The organism is Aeromicrobium sp. YIM 150415 (genome assembly GCF_016918125.1).
In the GTDB taxonomy this organism is placed as follows: domain Bacteria; phylum Actinomycetota; class Actinomycetes; order Propionibacteriales; family Nocardioidaceae; genus Aeromicrobium; species Aeromicrobium piscarium.
Window position 1 is genome coordinate 27,150 of sequence record NZ_JAERWM010000033.1, and the last position, 21,940, is coordinate 49,089.

9 protein-coding genes are annotated in these 21,940 nt (G+C 69.4%); 8 read left to right on the forward strand and 1 reads right to left on the reverse strand.

The window, feature by feature from the left end:
* Positions 1 to 75 precede the first annotated feature (75 nt).
* Positions 76 to 1,764, reverse strand: a complete 1,689-nt coding sequence (locus tag JL108_RS18615) for a sigma-70 family RNA polymerase sigma factor (protein ID WP_205199615.1) — start codon at positions 1,762 to 1,764, stop codon at positions 76 to 78.
* A gap of 101 nt (positions 1,765 to 1,865) precedes the next feature.
* On the opposite strand from JL108_RS18615, the gene JL108_RS18620 reads away from it, so the two are divergent.
* The 8 genes from JL108_RS18620 to JL108_RS18655 all read left to right on the forward strand — a co-directional run bounded on the left by JL108_RS18620 (position 1,866) and on the right by JL108_RS18655 (position 21,939).
* The gene (locus tag JL108_RS18620) at positions 1,866 to 3,260 is read left to right on the forward strand and encodes a LuxR C-terminal-related transcriptional regulator (protein WP_205199616.1); all 1,395 of its coding nucleotides are present in this window, start codon (positions 1,866 to 1,868) and stop codon (positions 3,258 to 3,260) included.
* Positions 3,261 to 3,364: 104 nt separating this feature from the next.
* Positions 3,365 to 7,555: a DUF5979 domain-containing protein gene (locus JL108_RS18625; RefSeq protein ID WP_205199617.1), complete on the forward strand. Its 4,191-nt coding sequence runs from the start codon at positions 3,365 to 3,367 to the stop codon at positions 7,553 to 7,555.
* Between the two features lie 270 nt (positions 7,556 to 7,825).
* Positions 7,826 to 14,995: a DUF11 domain-containing protein gene (locus JL108_RS18630; RefSeq protein WP_205199618.1), complete on the forward strand. Its 7,170-nt coding sequence runs from the start codon at positions 7,826 to 7,828 to the stop codon at positions 14,993 to 14,995.
* On the forward strand, positions 14,992 to 15,417 hold the full coding sequence (locus JL108_RS18635) for a hypothetical protein (protein WP_205199619.1): 426 nt from the start codon (positions 14,992 to 14,994) through the stop codon (positions 15,415 to 15,417). The genes JL108_RS18630 and JL108_RS18635 overlap by 4 nt, the downstream gene beginning before the upstream one ends.
* A 217-nt stretch (positions 15,418 to 15,634) precedes the next feature.
* Positions 15,635 to 17,719, forward strand: a complete 2,085-nt coding sequence (locus JL108_RS18640) for a hydantoinase/oxoprolinase family protein (protein WP_307837326.1) — start codon at positions 15,635 to 15,637, stop codon at positions 17,717 to 17,719.
* Positions 17,716 to 19,671: a hydantoinase B/oxoprolinase family protein gene (locus JL108_RS18645; protein ID WP_205199620.1), complete on the forward strand. Its 1,956-nt coding sequence runs from the start codon at positions 17,716 to 17,718 to the stop codon at positions 19,669 to 19,671. The genes JL108_RS18640 and JL108_RS18645 overlap by 4 nt, the downstream gene beginning before the upstream one ends.
* 118 nt (positions 19,672 to 19,789) lie before the next feature.
* Positions 19,790 to 20,587 (forward strand): SDR family oxidoreductase, encoded by a 798-nt coding sequence (locus tag JL108_RS18650; protein WP_205199621.1) that lies wholly within the window; start codon positions 19,790 to 19,792, stop codon positions 20,585 to 20,587.
* A gap of 416 nt (positions 20,588 to 21,003) precedes the next feature.
* Positions 21,004 to 21,939 carry a carbamate kinase gene (locus JL108_RS18655; protein ID WP_143910983.1) on the forward strand — a complete coding sequence of 312 codons (936 nt, stop codon included), beginning with the start codon at positions 21,004 to 21,006 and terminating at the stop codon, positions 21,937 to 21,939.
* The last annotated feature ends 1 nt before the right edge of the window (position 21,940 follow it).

Consider the following 21,940-nt stretch of genomic DNA (forward strand, 5'->3'; position numbering starts at 1 on the left):
TCCGTGTCCCGAATCTCGCGAGCAGGGTGTGCGCGTCGACCCCTTCCCCGCCTGCGGCGTCCCGGAGGGCGGCGATCAGAAGCTGGTTGTCACCGGGTCGATACCCGTGCCGGCGAGTTGAACGTCGCCGCTGGGCGGCTCACCGATGGTCACGGGCTGGAGCTGGAACACGAGGGGCGCCAGGGTGGTGCTGGTGTCCCAGTCCACGGTGCAGATCAGCGGCGGGCTCCCCGGGCCGAGGAACGGTGTGTCGACCGGATCCGGCACGAAGGCCGGCCCGCCAGGGGCTGCCTCGGCATCGCAGGTCCACCCGGGGGCGTCGATATCGATGAATCCCGTGGTCTGATCCGGGAAGGTGAAGACGGCGGTGATCGGGATCGTCGAGGCGTCTTCGCCGCTCACGGTCGGCACGGGGGAGAAGGTGGTCGACCAGATGCCGAGTTCCTCGGAGATCTGCTGGGAGACGATCGGTTCCCAGGCCAAGTCGGTCAGCACCATCGGCTGGGGTTCCTCGTGGGGCTCCTCTGGCTCGGGTTCCGGATCGGGACCTGGCCCCGGCTCGGGACCGGGCTCCGTCTCGGGACCCGGTCCCGGCTCGGGGTCCGTGGCGGGCGGGCTCGTGGGCCGGGTCTCCCAGGGGATGAGCGGCAGCGTCACCTCGGCGGTGTCATCCGAAGCAGGTGCCGGTTCGCCCGCCGGGGAGGACGAGGCCGGTTGAACGTCCTCGGCGGGATCGCTCGCCGGTCGTGGGGGCGGGTCCGCCGGAGTCTCACCCGGGTCGCCGTCGTCCGCCGGCGTGGAGGAGCTACCCGGTGGACTCGCCGCCTCGGCGTCGCTGGGCGCGGCCGTCGGGGAGAGCACGACGAGCGCCGCGACGAGCGCGGCGACGCCGGCGACACCGACCGCACCGGCGACCACGGGTCCGGAGACGGCGGACGACGCGGAGCCCGTCGACGAACCCTGATCGCGATGCAGGCCGCCGGGCCACGCGGCGGCGGGGAGGCCGGCGAAGCCGCACAGGACGACCGGCCAGATCCAGGCGCCGAGGCGGCCGTTGATGTCATCGAGCACCGCGTGCTGTGCCGCGCAGTCAGGACACTCATCGAGGTGGCGCATCGCCTTGGCATGGGCCGAGGGACTGAGCCCATCGCGCACGAGGACGCTGAGCCGCTCCCGCGTCCACCGGCACGGGAGGCGTTCGGCGGGAGCGACGTGACTGCTCAGGTAGCCCCGCCGTAACGCCTCACGGGCCCGGTAGGCCCACGTCGAGACCCGGGGCGCGGGAACGCCGAGGCGCTCGGCGACCTCGGCGACGGACATGTCCTCGACATCGAGGCACCAGAGCACCTCGCGCCAGCGCTTCGGCAACCCGTTCAGAGCCTCCGCGGCCCGCCGTTCATCGACCGGATCGAGGAGATCGTGGGTGTGCGGCCGGTCCAGCAGCCAGTCGCGATCCGAGCTCGGTGTCTCGTGGTTGCCGGTGCGCTGATGATCCAGATGCAGTCGCCGGACGGTGGTGGCGAGATAGCCGAGCAGATTGCGGTCCGGCCCGCGACCGGAGCGCAGGGCGGTGAAGACCCGGGTGAACGCCTCGGAGACGAGATCGTCGGCGCGTCCGGGGTCGAGGGCCAGGGCCACGCGCCGCACGGCAGGTGAATGCTGGCGGTAGAGGGTGTCCATGGCGTCGGTGTCGCCGCTGCGGGCGGCGTCGAGCAGGACTTGATCGTCGAAGGCGAGAACCACGAGTACTCCCAGCGTGGACATGACAGGGCCAGCGCTCCCGATCGCTGGTCTCACTATAGAATGTGACGTAGATCACTTCGAAAGCGGCGTCAGATCCGCGCCGATCGCCCGTCTTGTTGGCGATGAGTTCCTACGGTGATCGCCCCCTGGTCCTGGTGATCGACGACCCCTCCTCCCTGCCGGACCAGATATGGCAGGCATTGGACGCAGCCGGGGTGCGCGCCGACACGCGGCTCGTGCGGGCGCTGCGCGCGGGAGACCTCGCCGCGGCGGAGCGCGTGCTGGCCGCCTCCGGCCCCCGGCTCATCGCGGACCACCCGGGCATCCTCGCCCCTTGGTACCGCGATCCTCGGCTCCGGGAGACGGCCGGACCTCGTCTGCGGTGGGCGCTCTGGCTCGACGGGGGAGTCGTGCCGCGGCCGCTCGGCGCCGAACGCGGAACCGAGCGGCTCCTCCTGCGCGCTCTGCGTTGCGAGATCACCGCCGCTCGCGGCCACGGCTCCGACATCGTCGACGCCCACGCGGTCGCCGCCGCGGTGCGCGACGCGCCGCCGACGGTGCGGGATGCGCTCGGCCCCTGGCGTCCGGTGGTCCACGCCGCGTGCGCACGCCGTCTCGTCGCCGCCGGCGATACCCATGGAGCGCTGGCGACCCTCGCCGAGGGCATGGCCTCCGCGACGGACGACGATGCTCGGCGTGAGATCGGCGGGCTGGCCGTCTTCGCCGCCGCGGTACACGGGGACATGATGGAGGCCCGTCGGCTCCGTCAGACGATCCCCTCGGTCTCCGGCGTCCATCGCGTCGACCCCACCCTGGCCGCCGCCGACGCGTTGATCGCCCTCGAGCAGGGGAACGCGCGTGAGGCCCGACGGATCCTCGACCGCGCCGGCAACGAGCACCGTGACCTGCGAGCCGTGGACGCCTTCGTCCTCGTCGCCGAGGGGCGTCTGGACGACGCGGCGACCACGCGATCGCCGATGGGCGGCGGCCATCCACTGCTGCGAGCCCTCGACGACGCGCTGATGTCCGCCGGGACCGCACCGCCGCGACGGCTCGTCGATCTCGCCCTCGCCCAGGACGCGCCGCGTCCCCGGTTGCACGCGGCCGTCCGCGACTTCGCGGCCGCGCGACGCTTCGCCGGGCCGATCACGGTCGCGGTGCTGGCGCAGCGTGTCACCGACCTGGTCGCGTCACATGGGATGACCTGGCCGCTGGGACTGCTGAGTGCGGAGGACGGGGAGGCCCTGACGGCGTTGACCGGCCGGCTTCCCCTCTCCTTCGCGCCGCCGGCGCGGGGCGTGGACCTCACCGAGGCCGAGATCTCCGTGCTGCGCGAGCTCGCCGTCGGCGGCACCGAGGCCCAGATCGCGCGCCGGCTGTTCCGCTCGATCAACACGATCAAGACCCAGCGCCGGTCCGTGTACCGCAAGCTCGGCGTCTCCACCCGCGCCGACGCGGTCGCCATCGCGCTGGAGCACGGCCTCATCCCGGCGGAGCGCGGGGTGAACCGAGGGTGAAATCCGGCTCGAAGTCACCACGTGACCGACGTTCAGACCGAGGATGGCCCTCGGATTCCGGCACGACACGTTATCCAATCACTCCGACAGGAAGTACTTTCTCGATGAGAACGCCGCACGGCATGTTGAAGGCCATCGAGGCGCGCCTGCGCTCGAATCCCGCCTCGCACCGCACGCCCGGACCGATGGGCCGGATCCTGATGATGCTCTTGGCCGCCCTGATGGCGGTCGCCGGCATCGTGACCGTCATGAGTCCCGCGAGCGCGGCTCCGAATCCCCGCATCGTCGTTGACGGCATCACTCTCTCCTGGGACGGCGAAGGGCAGGTCGAGATCGGCGACACCCTCCGGCTTGATGGCACCTGGGATGCCAGCGATGCCGAGCCGGTCGAGGGCGACACGTTCTACGTCGGCCTGCCGCCTGAGCTCCGCTTCGACACCGCCATCCCCTTCGATCTGCTCGGTGCCGACGGCGAGATCTGGGGCAGCTGCCTCACGGATCCCGCCAGCGCGCAGGCGCTGTGCACGCTCAACGACCGGGTCGAGGACTGGGACGGCGCCCGAGGCACCTTCTTCTTCGAGGTCACCGCGAACCAGCGCACCGAGGCCAACGAGGTGACGGTCGATGCCAATGGCGAGGGTCGTCCCGTCGTCGTGCCCGGTGAGGGCGGCATCGGCGACGGCATCGAGCTTCCCGGCGAGGTCTCGAAGTCCGGCGTGATGAACGGCAACAACTGGTCGATGACCTGGACGGTCGACGTTCCCGGCGCCAATATGAGCGGCCAGGACACGGTCACCATCACCGACACCCTCGGCGCGGGGCACGTGCTCTGCGAGCAGCCCGGGTTCAAGGTCGAGACCGTCCGCGGCGACACCGTGAACGACGTCACCGGCATCGCGACCTTCGACGGAGAGCCCGGTGACACCCAGTTCGGCATCGTCCTCACGGCCCCGCAGGGCGGCTTCGCCGCGGACGTCACCTACCGCATCACCTACCGGACCTGCACGCCGGACGGTCGGATCGACGAGGCCGGCACCACCTACGACAACTCGGCTCAGGTTGAGGGTTGGGGCGAGGCCGGCGTCGGCATCGGCCAGGTCACGAACCGCCCGTGGCAGCTGGGCATCAACAAGTCCGGCAGCGTGCTCGGCGGTGCCGAGCGCAACGGCAAGATCCGCTGGACCATCGAGGTCCCCGGCAGCAAGCTGCTCGGCAAGGACGGCTTCACGCTGGCGGACACCCTCGGCGGCGAGCACGCTCTCTGCGAGGACACTGTCTCGGGCATCCGGGTGTTCGAGCGGTACGGCCCGAGCAACGACCGGCGCACCAACATCACCGACCAGCTGATCGCGACCCCCGGAGCGTCGACCGACACGTCCTTCGCCGTGGACTTCGCGATCGCGGACGGCTCAGATCTGCAGTTTAAGGACTCGGACTGGCGCTACGTCATCGAGTACACCACCTGCGCCACCGCCGACGGCCTCCCCGAGGGCGGCACCCCGTTCACGAACGCCGCGAGCATCGACGGCGAGGTCGCGACCGGCGGCACGCAGGTGCCCGGTCGGGCGGAGGGCAAGGGCGGCTCCATCAACGGCGAGACGGTCGTGATCGGCGACGAGGACTACCTGCCGCAGACCACCGTCAACTGGAATGTGCGGATCCCCGGCGAGAAGCTGGCCGACCTCGACGAGGCGCTGACGATCACCGATCAGTTGAGCAGCACGCACCAGGTGTGCGAGGGCGGCGAGAGCGTCGCGGAGTCGCTGCGACTGCGGGTCCGCGCGATCGATCAGATCAACAACGGCGGTCTGGCGACCGTCGATCTGACCTCCTCGACCCAGGCCGGCTACGACCCCGAGACCGGAACGATCACCTTCACCCTCGACCCGGCCGACGGCTTCAGCCGCGAGTACCAGTACCTCATCGAGTACACGACGTGCACGACCAGCGGCGGTATGGACGCGCCCGGCACGGTCTACAGCAACGAGGTCTCGTTCAGCACGATCGTGTGGAACAACTCGGTCACGCAGAACAACCGCGCCGGTGGCACGGGCCAGGGAGTGACGCGCGGCTCCGTCGCGATCTCCAAGGATCTCTCCACCACCGCGGGAGCCCAGTTCGTGCCGGCCGGCACGGAGTTCGCCGTGCACGTGGCCGAGGTCGATCCGGCCGGCGTCACGCAGAACGAGTACGACCTCCGCGTCCCGCTCGACGGCACTCCGGCCAGCGGCTTCACGCCGCGCGGGGCCGGATGGACCTTCGAGCTGTCCGAGCCGACCTTCCCGTCGATCCCGGGCGTCGTCTTCGGCGCTCCGGTGTTCGCCGAGACCTCCGGAGTCACGCCCTCCGAGGACGGCACCACCGCTGTCGCCACGGTCACGCCCCGCACGAATATCGCGGTCCAGCTGACCAACACGGCGCAGCTCGGCAGCCTGAGCGTCCTCAAGGAGATCGAGGGAGCCGCGGCCGGACTGGTCGATGCCGATCAGGAGTTCATGATGAACGCCTCGATCGACGTCAGCGCCCTGGGCGAGGGATTCCCCGCGCAGGACGACCGCCAGTTCGCGATCACGGCCGGCGAGCCCTACCAGCTCGACGACCTGCCGATCGGCGCCGTCGTCACCTTCTCGGAGACCGTGCCCGCCGATGACGACGTGCTGACCTGGGGTCCGGCCCGGATCACGCCGGAGACGATCGAGGTGACGGCCGATCATGTGAACGCACCGGCGACCATCACGGTCACGAACTCGGTGGAGCGCACCGTCGGCACCTTCTCGATCTCCAAGGACGTCACGGGTGCGCAGGCCGACAACCCGGCGGTCCCCGCGAACGTCGAGGTCACCGCGACCTGGACCGAGGAGGGCGGCACCGAGCAGAGCAAGGTGCTGAACCTGCCGACCGACGGCACCCCCGTGCCCTTCGACGAGCAGCTGCTCATCGGCACGCGGGTCACCCTGACCGAGACGCCGCTGGAGGACGGTTCGAGCATCGCCTGGGGCACGCCGGTCTGGTCCGGTGACGGCGTCAGCGTCGACGGCACTTCGGCCGTCGTGACGGTGGGCCGCGATGCCGAGGCGCACGTCACGGTCGAGAACCACGCCGCGACCTCCACGGCGGGCCTCAGCCTGCTCAAGGGAGTCGCCGGCGAGGCCGCGGGCGAGGTCGGCGACGACGCCGAGTTCCCGGTCACCGTGACCTGGACCGACGCCGAGGGCGAGGAGCAGACCCGTGAGCTGACGATCAACGCCCGCGAGCCGGTCGAGCTGGGTGAGGACCTGCCCGCCGGCACCGTGGTGACGATCACCGAGGGCGATGCTCCCGCGATCGACACGGTCATCTGGGACGCCATCACCATCGGCGGCGATGACGTCACCGACAACGGCGACGGCAGCGCCACGGTGGTGGTCTCGGACCAGCAGAGCGAGGTCACACTGGTGACCATCACCAATGAGGCCACCTGGGCGCCGGGCACCTTCTCGCTGAGCAAGGAGCTCACCGGTGTCTCCCCCGAGCACGGCGATGTGCCCGAGACCTTCACGGTGATCGCCAGCTGGCTCGACGAGGAGGGCGCCGAGCAGGCCAAGGAGCTGACGGTTCCGGTCGACGGCACCACCGTCTCGCTCGGCGAGGATCTTCCGCACGGCACCGAGGTCGCGCTCAGCGAGGTCCGACCGGACGACTCGGCCAGCTTCACCTGGAATCGTCCGGTGTGGACCGGGGACCGGGTCACCACGCATGACGACGGCACCGCGGTGGTCGTCATCGGGGCGGCCGATGATGTCGCGGTCGATCTGGCGAACTCGGTGACTGCCCTGACCGGCAGCGTGGAGTTGATCAAGGCGCTCGATGGTAAGAGTGCGGACGATGTGCCGGCCGGCGCCTCGTTCCCCGTGCGGGTCTCCTGGACCGATCTCCACGGCGAGGAGCAGCACCAGGACACCGAGATCACCGCCGGCACGCCGGTCGTCATCGACGGGGTCCTGCTGGGCACCGAGGTCACGCTGACGGAGTCGGCGACCGAGGCCGCCCTGCCGGGCAATGTGCTCTGGTCGGGTGTCCAGTGGAGCTCCGATGACGTCACCGTGACGGTCGACGACGATGCGAAGTCGTCCTCGATCACGATCGTCGGCGAGGACGGCGCACGGGCGGAGGTCACGCTGACCAATACCTTCGACGACCTCGGCACGATCCCGAATGCCGGCGCTCCGGACGGTGCCCTGTGGCTCGTCCTGGCCGGACTCGTGGCGCTGGCGGCCGGCGGCGGTCTGATGGCCCAGCGTTCACGCCGGCACTGAAAGACCCCCACGGCGCGGGCTTAGCTCCCGAGGCGCCCGCGTCGTGGGCCTTCACATGAACCGAGCATGTGAGGGAGGGGGCGACCGCCGGGTGGATCCATCCATCCCCCGGCGGTCGTCGTCGTTCACCCCGTCGACAAGGACGGGGTGAAAAAGGGGTGATGTCGCCACGATTCCTGCTCGCGCGGGCTGACCCGTCCCTAGATTCGGGGAGCTTCAGGCGGATCGTGCTGGAGCTCGAACCTGCAGGCGCAGCGAAAGGGTTGTCTGGTGAGTAGGCGAAGGACTCGAGGTCGTCACTCGGGCAGCGGAGCACGAGGACTCGTCGCGGGGGCACATGCGCTCCTGAGGGCACTCGTCGCGGCCTCCGTAGCGGCGACCTCCCTCGTGGTGGTCGGCGGCGCCATGACCGCGAGCCCGGCGGCGGCCCTCTCGCCGCTGATCTGCGATGGCAGCAAGATCTACACGGTGGCGGGCGGCAATGTCCGCGAGTTCGATGTGGCGACCCGGTCGCTCACCGGCAATATCGTCACCGGCCTGCAGAACAACGGTCTCGGCGTCACCAACGGCGGCGAGATCCTTTACTCGATCGAGAACACCACCGGCGGTGGCGAGAAGGAGATCAGGTACCAGGTGCGCGACACGGGGGAGGTCCGTTCGGCATCGGGGCCCGCGCTCGTCTCGATCGTGCGCGGCGCGGTCAACCCCGTCAACGACATCTTCTACTACGCGAACAACGCGTCCCCGATGCAGATCGGCATGTTCCGCAGCGATGCCGATGGCGACGTGGCGATCGCCCCGACTCAGGTGGCCACGATCCGCGGCATCCCTGCCGGTCAGAACGGCGACATGGCCTTCAGCGCCTCGGGCGACCTGATCATCCTGTCCAATAACGTGATCTACGCCGTGAAGGTCCCCGTCCCGGACTCGGTGGACGGGCCCCTGCCGGTATTGCAGGCGGAGCCCATCAAGACACTGGCCTCGTCGGTCGCCGGCAATGGCATCGCCTTCGGCAATAACGGCATGTTCTACGTGTCGACCTCCACCTCGATCATCGAGGTCGATCCCTCCACCGGTTCCAACCCTCGTACGACCTCCGTCCCCGGTGCCGGTTTCGGTGACCTGGCGAGCTGCGCCTTCCCCAACACGCTCTCGCTGAAGAAGAACATCGTCGGGGAGCGCGGGCAGGCCGGCGACCAGTTCACGATGACCATCTCCGGTCAGCCCTATCTCGGCAACAATGCCGGCAGCGTCTCCGCGTCCACGACCGGCTCCGCGCCAGGAGTGCAGGAACGTTACGCAGGCCCGGAGTTCGTGACGAGCGCCAACTCCTTCACGCTCAGCGAGACAGCCGGCGCGAATGTCCTGAGCCGCTATTACTCGGACCTGACCTGCGTCGACCAGGTCACCGGCCAGTCCGTCGGCGTGACCGGCTCGGCGCATACCTGGAGCGTCACCCAACCCCGTGACTCCCTGCGCGGTTCCGATGTCGTCTGCACGATCGCCAATGAGGCGCATCGCCCCGCGATCGAGGTCGTGAAGTCGGCCGATACGACCGAGCTGGTCGCGGGCGAGACGGTGACCTACACCTTCGATGTCGAGAACACCGGCAACATGCCGCTCGCGGATGTCGCCCTGGCCGACGCCCTTCCCGGTCTCGGCACCATCGCCTGGTCGGTCTGGCCGAACGGTCCGAATGCGAACCAGCCCGATGCCCAGAACCGGATCCCGCTGCTCGGCGTGGGTGAGAAGGCCCAGGCGACCGCGAGCATCGAGGTCACCCAGGATCACGTCGATGCCGGGCGCATCACCAACACCGTCACGGTCTCCGGTACACCACCGGTCGGCTCCGAGGTGACCGATACCGATGACGAGACCGTCACGGCCTCCCAGGCGTCCACGATCGACCTGCAGAAGTCGGTGCGGAATGCCGACGGCAGCGAGGTCACGAACTACGCGGTCGGCGACACCCTGCGCTACACCTTCGCGGCCACGAACACCGGTAACACCACGCTCACCGATGTCCGGATCGACGACCCGCTTCCGGGGCTGCGCGACTGGACCGCGGACTGGACCGGAGCGCAGGCCGAGGGCGTGCTCGCCCCGGGACAGACGGTGACGATGACGGCTGATCTCACGGTCACCCAGGCCCACCTCGACAACGGCTCCATCGACAACGAGGCCACCGCCTCGGGCCAGCCGCCGACGCCGACGGGCGGCACCGCACCCGATCGGGTGAGCGACGACTCCGAGGTCACCGTCACCGGCGACGCGGATCCCGGCATCTCGCTGACCAAGGTCCCCGATGCGACCGAGTACGGTGCGGGTGACGAGGTCGGCTACACCTTCACGATCACCAACGAGGGCAATGTCACCTTGAACGCCGTGGCCCTGGACGACCCGATGCTCGGCGGCGCCATCACCATCCCCGCCGATGCCTGGCCTCATGCGGACCGCCCCGGCGTGCTCGAGCCCGGCGATGTCGTCGAGGTCACCGTGCCCTATGCGGTGACCCAGGCCGACCTCGACAACGGCCTGATCGACAACACGGCCAGCGCCAGCGGCAATCCGCCCTCCGGCGACTCCGTCGACGACACCGCGAACTCGGTCATCCCCGCGGTGCAGAAGCCCGGCATCGAGCTGGAGAAGACTGGCGAGCTGTCAGCCGACGAGAGCACGGTGACCTACACCTTCATCGCGACCAACACCGGCGATGTCACCCTCACGGACGTGTCGATCACCGACCCCATGCCGGGCCTCTCCGCGCTCGAGTTCGACTGGTCCACGGCACTGGTGGAGGGGACTCTGGCTCCCGACGAGTTCGTGACCGCCACCGCCACCTACGCGGTCGAGCAGGCGGACCGCGATGCCGGCTCGGTCGTCAACCTGGCCGTGGCCCAGGGCACGCCGCCGAATCTCAAGGACCCGGACGAACCGACCGCGCCGGGCACACCGGCAGATCCGGTCACCGATGAGGATCCCGCATCGGTGAATCTCGGCCAGAACCCCTCGATCTCGCTGACCAAGACGGGCACGCTCCAGGTCGACGGTGACAGCCAGACCGTCACCTACGCGTTCGTGATCGAGAACGACGGCAACATCACCCTGAACGACGTCGCCCTCACCGATGCGATGCTGGATGCCGCCGACGCCGAGATCGTCATCGACTGGGCGAACGCGACCCCCGCGGCGGCCACTCCGGGCACGTTGGAGCCCGGACAGTTGGTCACCGGCAGCGCGACCTACGCGGTGACGCCGGCCGATATCGAGGCCGGACGCGTCGACAACACCGCGTCGGTGGAGGGCACGCCGCCACCGGTGCGCGATCCGCAGGATCCGGACGGGCCCGGCATCCCTCAGGAGCCCGTGGCCGACACCGATGACGAGACCGTGGCCCCGCAGGTCGTCACCGGGATCGAGCTGGTCAAGGACGGTGCCTTCGCCGATGACCCCGTGACACCGGGCAGCACGGTGACCTACACGTTCACCGCCACGAATACCGGCAATGTCACCTTGACGGATGTCACGCTCACCGATGACAAGCTCGGCGGCGAGGTCGACCTCGCCGACGCGGTGTGGCCCGACCCCGAGCGTCCTGGCGTGCTCGCGCCAGGAGCGCACGTCACCGTCACTGCGCCCTATCGGGTGACCGGTGATGAGATCGTCGCAGGCCTGGTGCACAACGAGGCGACCGTCGAGGGCACACCGGTCCCGGGCGCTCCCGATCCCGCGGACCCCGAGGGCGATCCGGTGCCGCGCGATCCGGTGACCGACGACAGCGAGAAGCAGCTGCCGGTGCCGCACGATCCGGGCATCGAGCTGGTGAAGACCGCCGACCCCCGGACCTACGCCGAGGGGACCGACCTCACCTACACGCTGACCGCCACCAATACCGGCAATGTGCCGCTGAGTGGTGTCACGATCACCGACCCCATGTTCGGCGGTCCCCTCGACCTCACCGGCGCGGAATGGTCGAGCGGGAGCAGCACCGACGCGCTGCTGCCCCAGGGCACCGTGACCGTGGAGGTCACCACGACCGCGACCCAGGCGCAGTTCGACGCCGGCACCATCACGAATCTCGCAGCGGTGACGGGTGCGCCGCCGTACGCGCTCGACGAGGACGGGTTGCCGTTGGTGGACCCGGAGACCGGTGATCCGCTGATCGATCCGGAGACCGGCGAGCCCTACGCTCCGTCGCCGGTCGCCGATGAGGACGCCGAGATCGTGGTGGCGGAGGGCATCGCCCCGGAGATCTCGCTGGTGAAGAGCGGTGCGCTGTCGGGCTCGATAGAAGACGGCTACGTCATCACCTACACCTTCACGGCGACCAATACGGGCAATGTGACGCTCAGCGACGTGGTCATCACCGACCCGCTCGACGGTCTCTCGCCGCTCGAGTTCGACTGGCCGGGCACCGAAGGCGTGCTCGCTCCCGGCGAGTTCGTCGAGGCGACGGCCAGCTATGCGCTGTCGCAGGCCGATGTCGATGCCGGTGGCGTGGCCAATGTCGCCACCTCGACGGGTACCCCGCCGGTGCCGAACGACCCCGGGACCGGTGAGCCGCCGATCGATCCCGAGACGGGTGAGCCGGTCGAGCCGACGCCGCTCGAGCCGGTCGAGGACCCGGAGTTCGTTCCGGTGCCGCATGGACCGGGCCTCGAGTTCGTGAAGGACTCGACCCTGCAGCGGGCCGACGATGCCGAGGGGCCGGTGCGTGCCGGCGAGCCGGTCGAGTTCACCTTCACCGCGACGAACACCGGCAACGTGACCTTGCGCGATGTGCGCATCGACGATCCCCTGCCGGGACTGGGGGAGCTCCGCTACGACTGGCCCGGCGACGAGGGCGTCCTTCTGCCCGGCGAGCGGGTCGAGGCCGTGGCACTCTATGAGCTGACCCAGGCGGATGTGGATGCCGGCACGGTTCTGAACACGGCCTTCGTCACGGGTGTCCCGCCGACGATCCCCGGCGAAGAGCCTCCCGGTGAGCTTCCGCCCGTGGTGGACGAGAGCATCGTCGAGGTGCCGCAGGATCCGAGTGTCGAGCTGGTGAAGACCAGTGAGGTGCCGGCCGATATCGCGGTCGGCGAGGTGGTGGAGTACACCTTCGTCGCGACTAATACCGGCAATGTCACGCTCGATCAGGTGACGATCGCCGATCCGCTGCCGGGTCTGTACGACTGGAGCTACGACTGGTCCGATGCTCAGGCGGAAGGGGTGCTCGCACCCGATGACACCGTGACGGCGACGGCGAAGCTGGAGCTGACGCAGGCGCATGTCGACGACGGCTGGGTGAAGAACACCGCCACGGCCGAGGGCACGCCTCCGGTCCCGATCGATCCGGAGACGGGCGAGCCGCCGGTCGATCCCGAGACCGGTGAACCGGTGGAGCCGACCCCGGTCGAGGACGACGACACCGTGATCACCGACCTGCCGCAGGATCCGAGTGTCGAGCTGGTGAAGACCAGTGAGGTGCCGGCCGATATCGCGGTCGGCGAGGTGGTGGAGTACACCTTCGTCGCGAGCAATACCGGCAATGTCACGCTCGATCAGGTGACGATCGCCGATCCGCTGCCCGGCCTGTACGACTGGACCTACGACTGGTCGGAGGCGACCGCCGAGGGTGTGCTGGCATCGGGCGAGCAGGTCACGGCGACGGCGAAACTGCGGTTGACCCAGGCACATATCGATGCCGGCTGGGTGAAGAACACCGCCACGGCCGAGGGCACGCCTCCGGTCCCGATCGATCCGGAGACGGGTCAGCCGCCGATCGATCCCGAGACCGGTGAGCCGGTGGAGCCGACCCCGGTCGAGGACGACGACACGGTGACCACCGACCTGCCACACGAGTCGGGCATCTCCTTGGACAAGTCCGGCGTGCTCGACGGTGCCGCGGTCGCTGGCGGGACGGTGACGTACACCTTCGTCGCCACCAATACCGGCAACACGACGCTCGCGGACATCGTGCTGAACGATCCGCTGCTCGGCGACGGCCCTCTCGATCTGAGCGGCGCGGTCTGGTCGGGCGCGGTCGGAGTCCTGCTGCCGGGCGAGACGGTGACGGTGGAGCGCCAGTACACGGTGGAGCAGTCCGATATGGATGCCGGCAGTGTGGTGAACATCGCCGATGTCGCTGGGACCCCTCCGACCCCGACCGATCCGGAGACCGGCGAGCCGGGAACGCCCGCGGAGCCGGTGACCGATGACGATCCGGCCGTGGTCGGGTTGCCCCAGGCCCCCGCGCTCCAGCTGGTCAAGAGCGGCGATCTCGACGGCATCGCCTCCGTGGGCGAGACGGTCGTCTTCTCCTTCACCGCCACCAATATCGGGAATGTGACGCTGACCGATGTCGTCATCAGCGACGATCTGCCGGGTCTCGGCGATATCGCCTACGACTGGTCGGCCGCGTCGGGCGAGGGTGTTCTGGCTCCCGGTGAGTCGGTGACGGCCACCGCGGCGTACACCCTGACCCAGGCCGACGTGGACGCCGGCGCGGTCGAGAACGCGGCATCGGTGACGGGCCTGCCGCCGACCGTTCCGGGGGAGGAGCCTCCGGGCCCGATCCCGCCGGCCGAGGACACGACCATCGTGCCGGTGCCCCCCGATCCCTCGATCGAGTTGGTCAAGACGAGCTCGTTCGACGAGGACGCGGTCGCCGGAGCCAGCGTCGAATATTCGTTCACCGCGACCAATACCGGCAATGTCACGCTCACCGGGGTCGTCATCAGCGATCCGCTTCCCGGGCTCGGAGATCTCCGCTACGACTGGCCCGGTGAGGCCGGCGTGCTGGCTCCGGGCGAGTCCGTCACGGCGACGGCGACCTATCGACTGACCCAGGCCGATGTCGATGCCGGCGAGGTGGTCAACTCCGCGAAGGCCGAGGGCACTCCGCCACCGACCTTCGATCCGGAGAATCCCGATACGCCGCGCCCGCAGGACCCCGTGGAGGACGACGACACCACGACGACGCCGCTGCCGGCCCAGCCGGGAATCTCGCTCAGCAAGACCGGGAAGCTGGCCGACGGGGCTGCGGTGGGCGACATCGTGGAGTACACCTTCGTCGCGACCAATACGGGGAACGTCACCCTCCGCGATGTCGTCATCCGCGACGCCTTGAAGGGGCTCTCGGACATCACCTACCGGTGGCCGGGTGAGCCCGGAGTGCTGGCACCCGGGGAATCGGTGACCGCGTCCGCGAGCTATCGGCTCACCGAGGCCGATCTGCGAGCCGGGTCGGTGGTGAACACGGCCACGGTGCTGGGCCATCCGCCCCTCGATGGCGACCCGGTCGGCGCGGACGGCTCGGCCACCGTGACGATGGGAGATCTGCCGTCCACCGGCAGTGCCGTATCGCCGCTCGCCCTCGCGGTGGCCCTCGGCATGCTCATGTTCGGCGCCGCTCTGGTGGCCGCCGTGCGCAACCGCAGGAGGATCCACGGATGAATCGCAGGTACGGCAGTCTGCTGGTGATCCCGCTCGTCGTCCTCTCCCTTGTCTCGTGTTCGGGAGATGACGGGGACGGCGGCACGAAGGACGAGATCGTCGACAGCTACACCGACATCACCGATCAACAGGGCTCGGTCCAGGGATTCGTCGGCGCCGTCGACGATGCGGAGGTCGAGCGGTGCGAGGCCTCCGGTGACGGATGGGTCGCCGAGGGCAATGTCACCAATCCCGAGGATGTCGAGCAGAGCTACCGGCTCTACGTGGCGTACAACGAGGACCGGGACACCCAGGGTCTCGTCCAGGTGGACGTGGCCGCGGTCCCGCCAGGCGGTACCGAGACGTGGAGTGCGCAGGTGCCGCTCACGGCCGACGAGCTCGAATGCGTGCTGCGCGTCGAACGGTTCGCGCCGCTGTCCTAGCCGCCCGCCGTTCCTCGATCCGGCCCCCTTCCCTCCGTGGGAGGGGGCCGGTCGCGTTCGCCGGTCGTTTCCGGCCCGGCAAGCCCGCCCGACCCGCCCTGCCGCGTCGTCAGTAAAGTATGACAAGGAGCAAGCCCTTCCTCGTCATGAGTTGACATGGCATCGGTGACCCCGAACGCGATGGAATGTGACGGCAACGACAACAGGAGGTCCGCAGGTGCCCACAGACAGCCACATCCGGATCGGTATCGACACCGGAGGCACGTTCACCGACGTCGTCGCCTTCGACGAGTCGACCGGGACGATGGTCACGACGAAGACACCGTCGACGCCCAGCGACCCCGCCGAGGGATTCCTCGCCGGCGTGTCCAAGGTGCTCGACCTGATGGGCGAGCAGGGCACCGCGCTCAGCGCGATCAGCCACGGCACCACCGTCGCCACGAACCAGCTCCTCGAGGGCAAGGTCGAGCAGCTCGGCTTCATCACCAATGCCGGCTACGAGTCGGTCCTCGAGATCGCCCGCCAGTCCGTGCCCGACGGCTACGGCAACTCCTACTTCTGGGTCAAGCCCGACCGCATCGTCTCGCGCGAGTACGTCAAGGGCGTCGAGGGACGCCTGGACTTCGAGGGCAACGAGATCCGCCCGCTGGACGAGGACGGCGCCCGCCGCGTCGCGCGCTGGTTCCGCGAGCAGGGCATCGACACCCTCGGCGTCTGCCTCCTGCACGCCTACGCCAATCCCTCGCACGAGCAGCGCCTGCTCGAGATCATCGCCGAGGAGCACCCCGAGGCCGTCGTCTCGGTCTCCTCGGAGGTGCTGCGCGAGTATCGCGAGTACGAGCGCTCGATGACGACCCTCGTCGACGCCGCGGTCAAGCCGAAGCTCTCCCGCTATGTCAACAACATCGTGCGCCGCCTCGAGGAGATCGGCGAGAACATCCCGTTCTACGTCATGAAGTCCAATGGCGGCGTGCTCAGCGCCGGCGAGGTCGTGCACCAGCCCATCACCACGGTGCTGTCCGGTCCCGCCGCCGGCGCCCTCGGCGCCGCGATGGTCGGCAAGATCGCCGGCTTCGATCGTATCCTCACCTGTGACGGCGGCGGCACCTCCACCGATGTCTCGGTCGTCATCGACGGCGAGCCCACCCTCACCACCGAGGGCTCGGTCGGTGCCTTCCCGAGCAAGATCCCGATGATCGACGTCGTGACCGTCGGCGCGGGCGGCGGCTCGATCGCCTGGCTGTCGAACGAGGGCACCCTCAAGGTCGGCCCGCACTCGGCCGGCGCCGATCCGGGCCCGGTCTGCTACGCCCGCGGCGGCAAGGACGTCACCATCACCGACGCCCACGTCGTGCTCGGCCGTATCCCCGCGCACCTGCTCGGCGGCGAGATCGGCCTCGACGCCGACGGAGCCCGCAAGGCCCTCGAGGAGCTCGCCGGCAAGCTCGGCATGTCCGTCGAGGAGTGCGCCACCGGCATCCTGGAGATCTCCGCCTGGAACCAGGCCAACGCCCTCCGCCAGGTCACCGTCAAGCGCGGCCTCGACGTCCGCGACTTCACGCTGACCACCTTCGGCGGCTCCGGCTCGCTGCTGCTGTGCCGCCTGATGGACATCCTGGACATCACGACGACGCTCGTGCCGCTCAACCCCGGCAACCTCTCGGCCTTCGGCCTGCTGACCGTGGACGTCAAGAACGACTACGTCCAGACCCAGGTCAGCCTCCACGACAAGCTCGACGTCGAGGGCACGGGCCGTCTCTACGAGAAGCTCACCGAGCAGGCCGCCGAGGCGCTCAGCCACGAAGGCTTCGCGACCGAGACCCGCCAGTTCCAGCGCACCGCCGATCTGCGGTACTTCGGCCAGGCCTTCGAGGTCCGGGTCGCGGTCGACGAGGGGCCCTTCGACGCCGCTGCCGCCGAGGCCGTCGCGGAGCGCTTCCACGACGAGCACCGCGCGCTCTACGGCTACGACTTCCGGGGCAATGACGACCAGCAGGTCGAGTGGGTCAACCTGCGCGTCTCGGGTATCGGCCCGATCGAGCGGCCGCAGGTCCGCGCCGAGGAGGTCGTCGAGAACCCGGCGATCACGGAGACCTCGCGCCGCCCCGTGTGCTTCGATCCCGAGACCGGCTCGGTGGACACCCCCGTCTACTGGCGCCCCGATCTGACGCCCGGCACGCAGCTCGTCGGCCCGGCGATCATCGAGGAGTTCGGATCCACCGTGCCGCTGCACCCCGGGTTCTCCGCACGCATCGACGCCTACCGCAACATCATCGTGACTCGTGAAGGAGCCGACTCGTGACCACGACCCCAGAAACCACCTCGCGCCGCGCGCCGACGCAGTTCCCCTTCGAGTCGCTGACCGCCGATGCCGGCGCGAGCGCCGACCCGGTGCTCGTCGAGATCGTTCAGGGCAGCCTGGCGTCGGTCGAGATGGAGGTCGAGACCGCCATCGGCCGCACCTCCCGCTCGCCGATGATCCGCGACGCGCACGACTTCCGCGCGGGCATCCACGACCGCAAGATGCGCAAGCTGACCGGTCGCTCCTACAGCGCGCTCGTGCACCCCGTCGCGCGGGACTTCCCGCTCGAGGAGATGGTGCCCGGGGACGTCTTCTTCCACAACGACGTCTACGAGTCCGAGGGCGGCATCGGCCACCTCCCGGATCTCTGCGTGACCGTCCCGGTGTTCCACACGAATCCCGAGACCGGCAAGCCCGAGGTCGTCGCCTTCGTGCAGGCCTTCGGCCACCACGACGATATCGGCGGTGCCGTGCCGGGCTCGATGCCCAGCAACGCCACCTCGGTGTACGAGGAGGGCCTGGCGGTCCCGCCGATCAAGCTCTGGGACGCCGGCGTGCCGGTGCGCTCGGCGCTGCGCATCATGACTCGCAACTCGCGGACCCCCGAGGCGCTCGCGGCCGACCTCGACGCCGAGTGCTCCGCGTGCCTGATGGGCGCCCAGCGACTGGGTGAGCTCTTCGACCGTTACGGTCGCGAGTCGGTCGAGGCTGCTTTCGACGCGATCATCGACAACTCCACGCGCACCTACCGCCGTGAGATCCTGTCGAAGATCCCCGTGGGCACCTGGGTCTGGGAGGACTACGCCGAGCACGACGGTGTCGAGGACCCGAAGCTGCACACGCAGCGGATCACCCTCACCCGCACCGCGGCCGACGATCCCGAGGGCGAGCGTCTGATCCTCGACTTCGCCGGCACCTCACCGCAGGCCAAGGGACCGATCAACCACTGTGGTGACTACTCCGACGGCGTCTTCCTCAAGAAGTGGCTCGCGCCGATCCTGCGCAACCTGGCGGACACGCCCGAGCGCATGGCCGAGCTGGACGTCAACGAGGGCATCGTGCCGCTGATCGAGATGCGGTTCCCGCCCAAGGGCACGCTGCTGACGCCGGAGTTCCCGGCGCCGACCAACGCGCGCACCTTCGTCATCCTGAGGCTGCTCGGCGTGCTGGCCGGCGTCATCGCCAAGGCGGTCGACGGCCGCATGCCCGCCGACCAGGAGACGATCCGGTACACCGGTGTCTACGGCGAGGACATGGAGGGCCGCTCGTACCTCATGCGCGAGGTGCTCGGTGGCGGCGCCGGCGGTCGCTACTACGCCGATGGCGAGGACACCATCCACGTCGTGCCGGACTCGCGGAACCTGCCGACCGAGTTCACCGAGTCGCGTTTCCCGTTCATCGTCGAGAGCCTCGGCCTCGCGAAGGACTCCGGCGGTGCGGGCGAGTTCCGCGGCGGTCTCGGCTACGAGAAGCGCATCCGGATGCTCAAGGACGCCAACTTCATGTCGATCGCCGACCGCTCGATCCTCGCCTGCTGGGGAGTCAAGGGCGGCAAGGCGGGCTCGCCGTTCCGCGTCGTGGTCAACCCCGGCACGCCGGAGGAGCGCGAGATCGACGCGCTGGCCGATGCCGAGCCGATCAAGGCTGGCGAGACGATCTGCATCCAGACCACCGGCGGTGGCGGCTGGGGCGATCCGCTCGACCGCGACCCGGAGCTGGTCGCCCGCGACGTGCGCTGGAACAAGGTCTCGGAGCGTTCGGCGCTCGAGGACTACGGTGTCGTGCTGACCGGTGCGGTGGAGAACGACGACCTCGCGGTCGACGCCGAGGCCACCGCGTCCGAGCGGCAGAGCCGCCGCGACGCCCGCGGCGAGGAGCCCTTCTTCGATCGCGGACCCGGCTACGCCCGACTGAGCGGCGGCGCCACCGTCGCCGACGTCGACTGGGTCTGAGCCAACCCACCCGTTCTTCGCCTCGGTGATCGAGTAGCCGCGAGGAACGAGCGGCGTATCGAGATCACGCCAATGTGATCTCGATACGCCGAGGCGGCGATGTGAGAGGAAAGGGACGATGATGGGGAACGGCACACGGATCGCGATCGTGGGGGGCCGGGGTAAGACCGGTCGCGCGGTCGCCACGGCGTTGGAAGCGGCCGGCGCGGAGACCGTGCCCGTGGGCCGGGCCGAGCTCGCGGACCTCGCGGCCGCGCTGCGCGGCTGCGATGCGGTCTATCTCATCGCTCCCAATCTGCACCCGGATGAACCCGCCTTCGTCACCACGGTCCTCGAGGCGATGCGCGAGGCGGGAGTCGGCCGGGTCGGCTATCACTCGGTCTGCGCGCCCTATGTGCCCTCGATGCCGCACCACCTGGCGAAGGCGGCGAGCGAGGATCTCGTCCGGCGTAGCGGGCTGGACTGGACGATCCTGCAGCCCTGCGCCTATGTCGACAACTTCCTGCCCGGTCTGCGGGCGGCGTCGCCTCGGCTCGAGGTCCCCTATGACGCCGACCGACCGTTCGGGCTCGTCGGGCTGGAGGACCTGGGCGCGGTAGCGGCCCGCGTGCTGCTCGACCCGTCCCACATCGGGGCGACCTACGAGGTCGGCGGCCGGAGCCTGGTGACGGTCCGCGACGTGGCGGTCGCCGCGCAGCGGGTCCTGGGCGTCGAGGTCGAGCTCGTCGTCACCTCCCCGGACGCGTGGGCTGCCGGCCCCGGCGCCACCCTCGACCCGCGTGAGCGCGACTGGCTGCACGCGATGTTCAGCTACTACGAGGATCACGGTCTGCCGTGCGGATCGGCGACCGTCCCGGCCGTCGTCGGCCGCCCCGCGCTCGATCTCGACACGCTCCTGCGCCACGCCCTCGTCTGACCCCTCCCCAGTGGGCGGTGACCTACGCACGTCTCGATCGTGTGGGCGGTGGGTCAGGCACGTCTCGATCGTGTGGGCGGTGGGTCAGGCACGTCTCGATCGTCTCGAGGGGTGTGTAACTCACCGCTCTGTCGGTTCGGGTGTGGGTGGTGGGTTAGGCACGTCTCGATCGTCTCGAGGGGTGCGTAAGTCACCGCTCTGTCGGTTCGGGTGTGGGTGGTGGGTTAGGCACGTCTCGATCGTCTCGAGGGGTGTGTAACTCACCGCTCCGGGCCTGCCCCTGTCTCGAGGGGTGCGTAAGTCACCGCTCCTGGGCGAGAGGGGCCTGTGACTTGTCACACCTTGCCCGAATCCGACGAAATCATCGGACTTTGTTGACCATGCATGCCAATGGGATGCTCCCCTAGCCTCAATGCATGCGCATCGTGATCGCCCTCGGTGGCAACGCCATGACGTCCAGCGACGGCAGTGCCCGTCCTGAACACCAGCGTGACGCCATCCGTCTGGCCGCCCGTCCCATCGCCGATCTGGTGGCCGCCGGACACGAGGTCCTCCTCACCCACGGCAACGGACCTCAGGTCGGCAACCTGCTGACCAAGAACGAGCTCACCGCCTCGCAGGTGCCGCCGGTCCCGCTCGACTGGTGCGGGGCCCAGACCCAGGCCACGATCGGCATGCTCATGCTCAACGCCCTCGATGCCGAACTGGCCGAGCGCGGTGTCGATCGACGCTGTGCCGCCGTCGTGTCGCGCACGCTCGTCGACATCGACGATCCGCGCTTCGCCCATCCCACCAAGCCGATCGGTCGCTACCTCAGCGCCGAGGACGCCCAGCCGCTCATCGATTCCGGCCAGGAGTTCGTCGAGGTACCGGGCCGTGGCTGGCGACGGGTCGTCGCCTCTCCCGAACCCCTGCGCTGCCTCGACGGCGCCACCGCCGAGACCCTCATGGAGGCGGGCTACGTCGTCGTGTGCTCCGGTGGCGGGGGCATTCCCACGGTGCAGGATCTCAACGGCGGCTACCGCGGTGTCGACGCGGTCATCGACAAGGACCTCACCGCCTCGCTCATCGCCCAGGAGCTGAAGGCCGACATGCTGATCATCGCCACCGATGTCGACGCGGTCGTCTGCGACTGGGGCACCGACTACGCCAAGCCGGTCGGCGAGGTCACCGCCGTCGAGATGCGCTCGATCGCCGCGGATCAGGATTTCGCCGCAGGGTCCATGGGCCCCAAGGTCGAGGCCGTGACGGCCTTCGCCGAGAGCGGCACCGGAACCGGTGTCATCACGTCGCTGGCGCGCATCGGCGCGGCAGCTGAAGGTCAGATCGGAACGCGGGTCGTTCCGGCCTGAT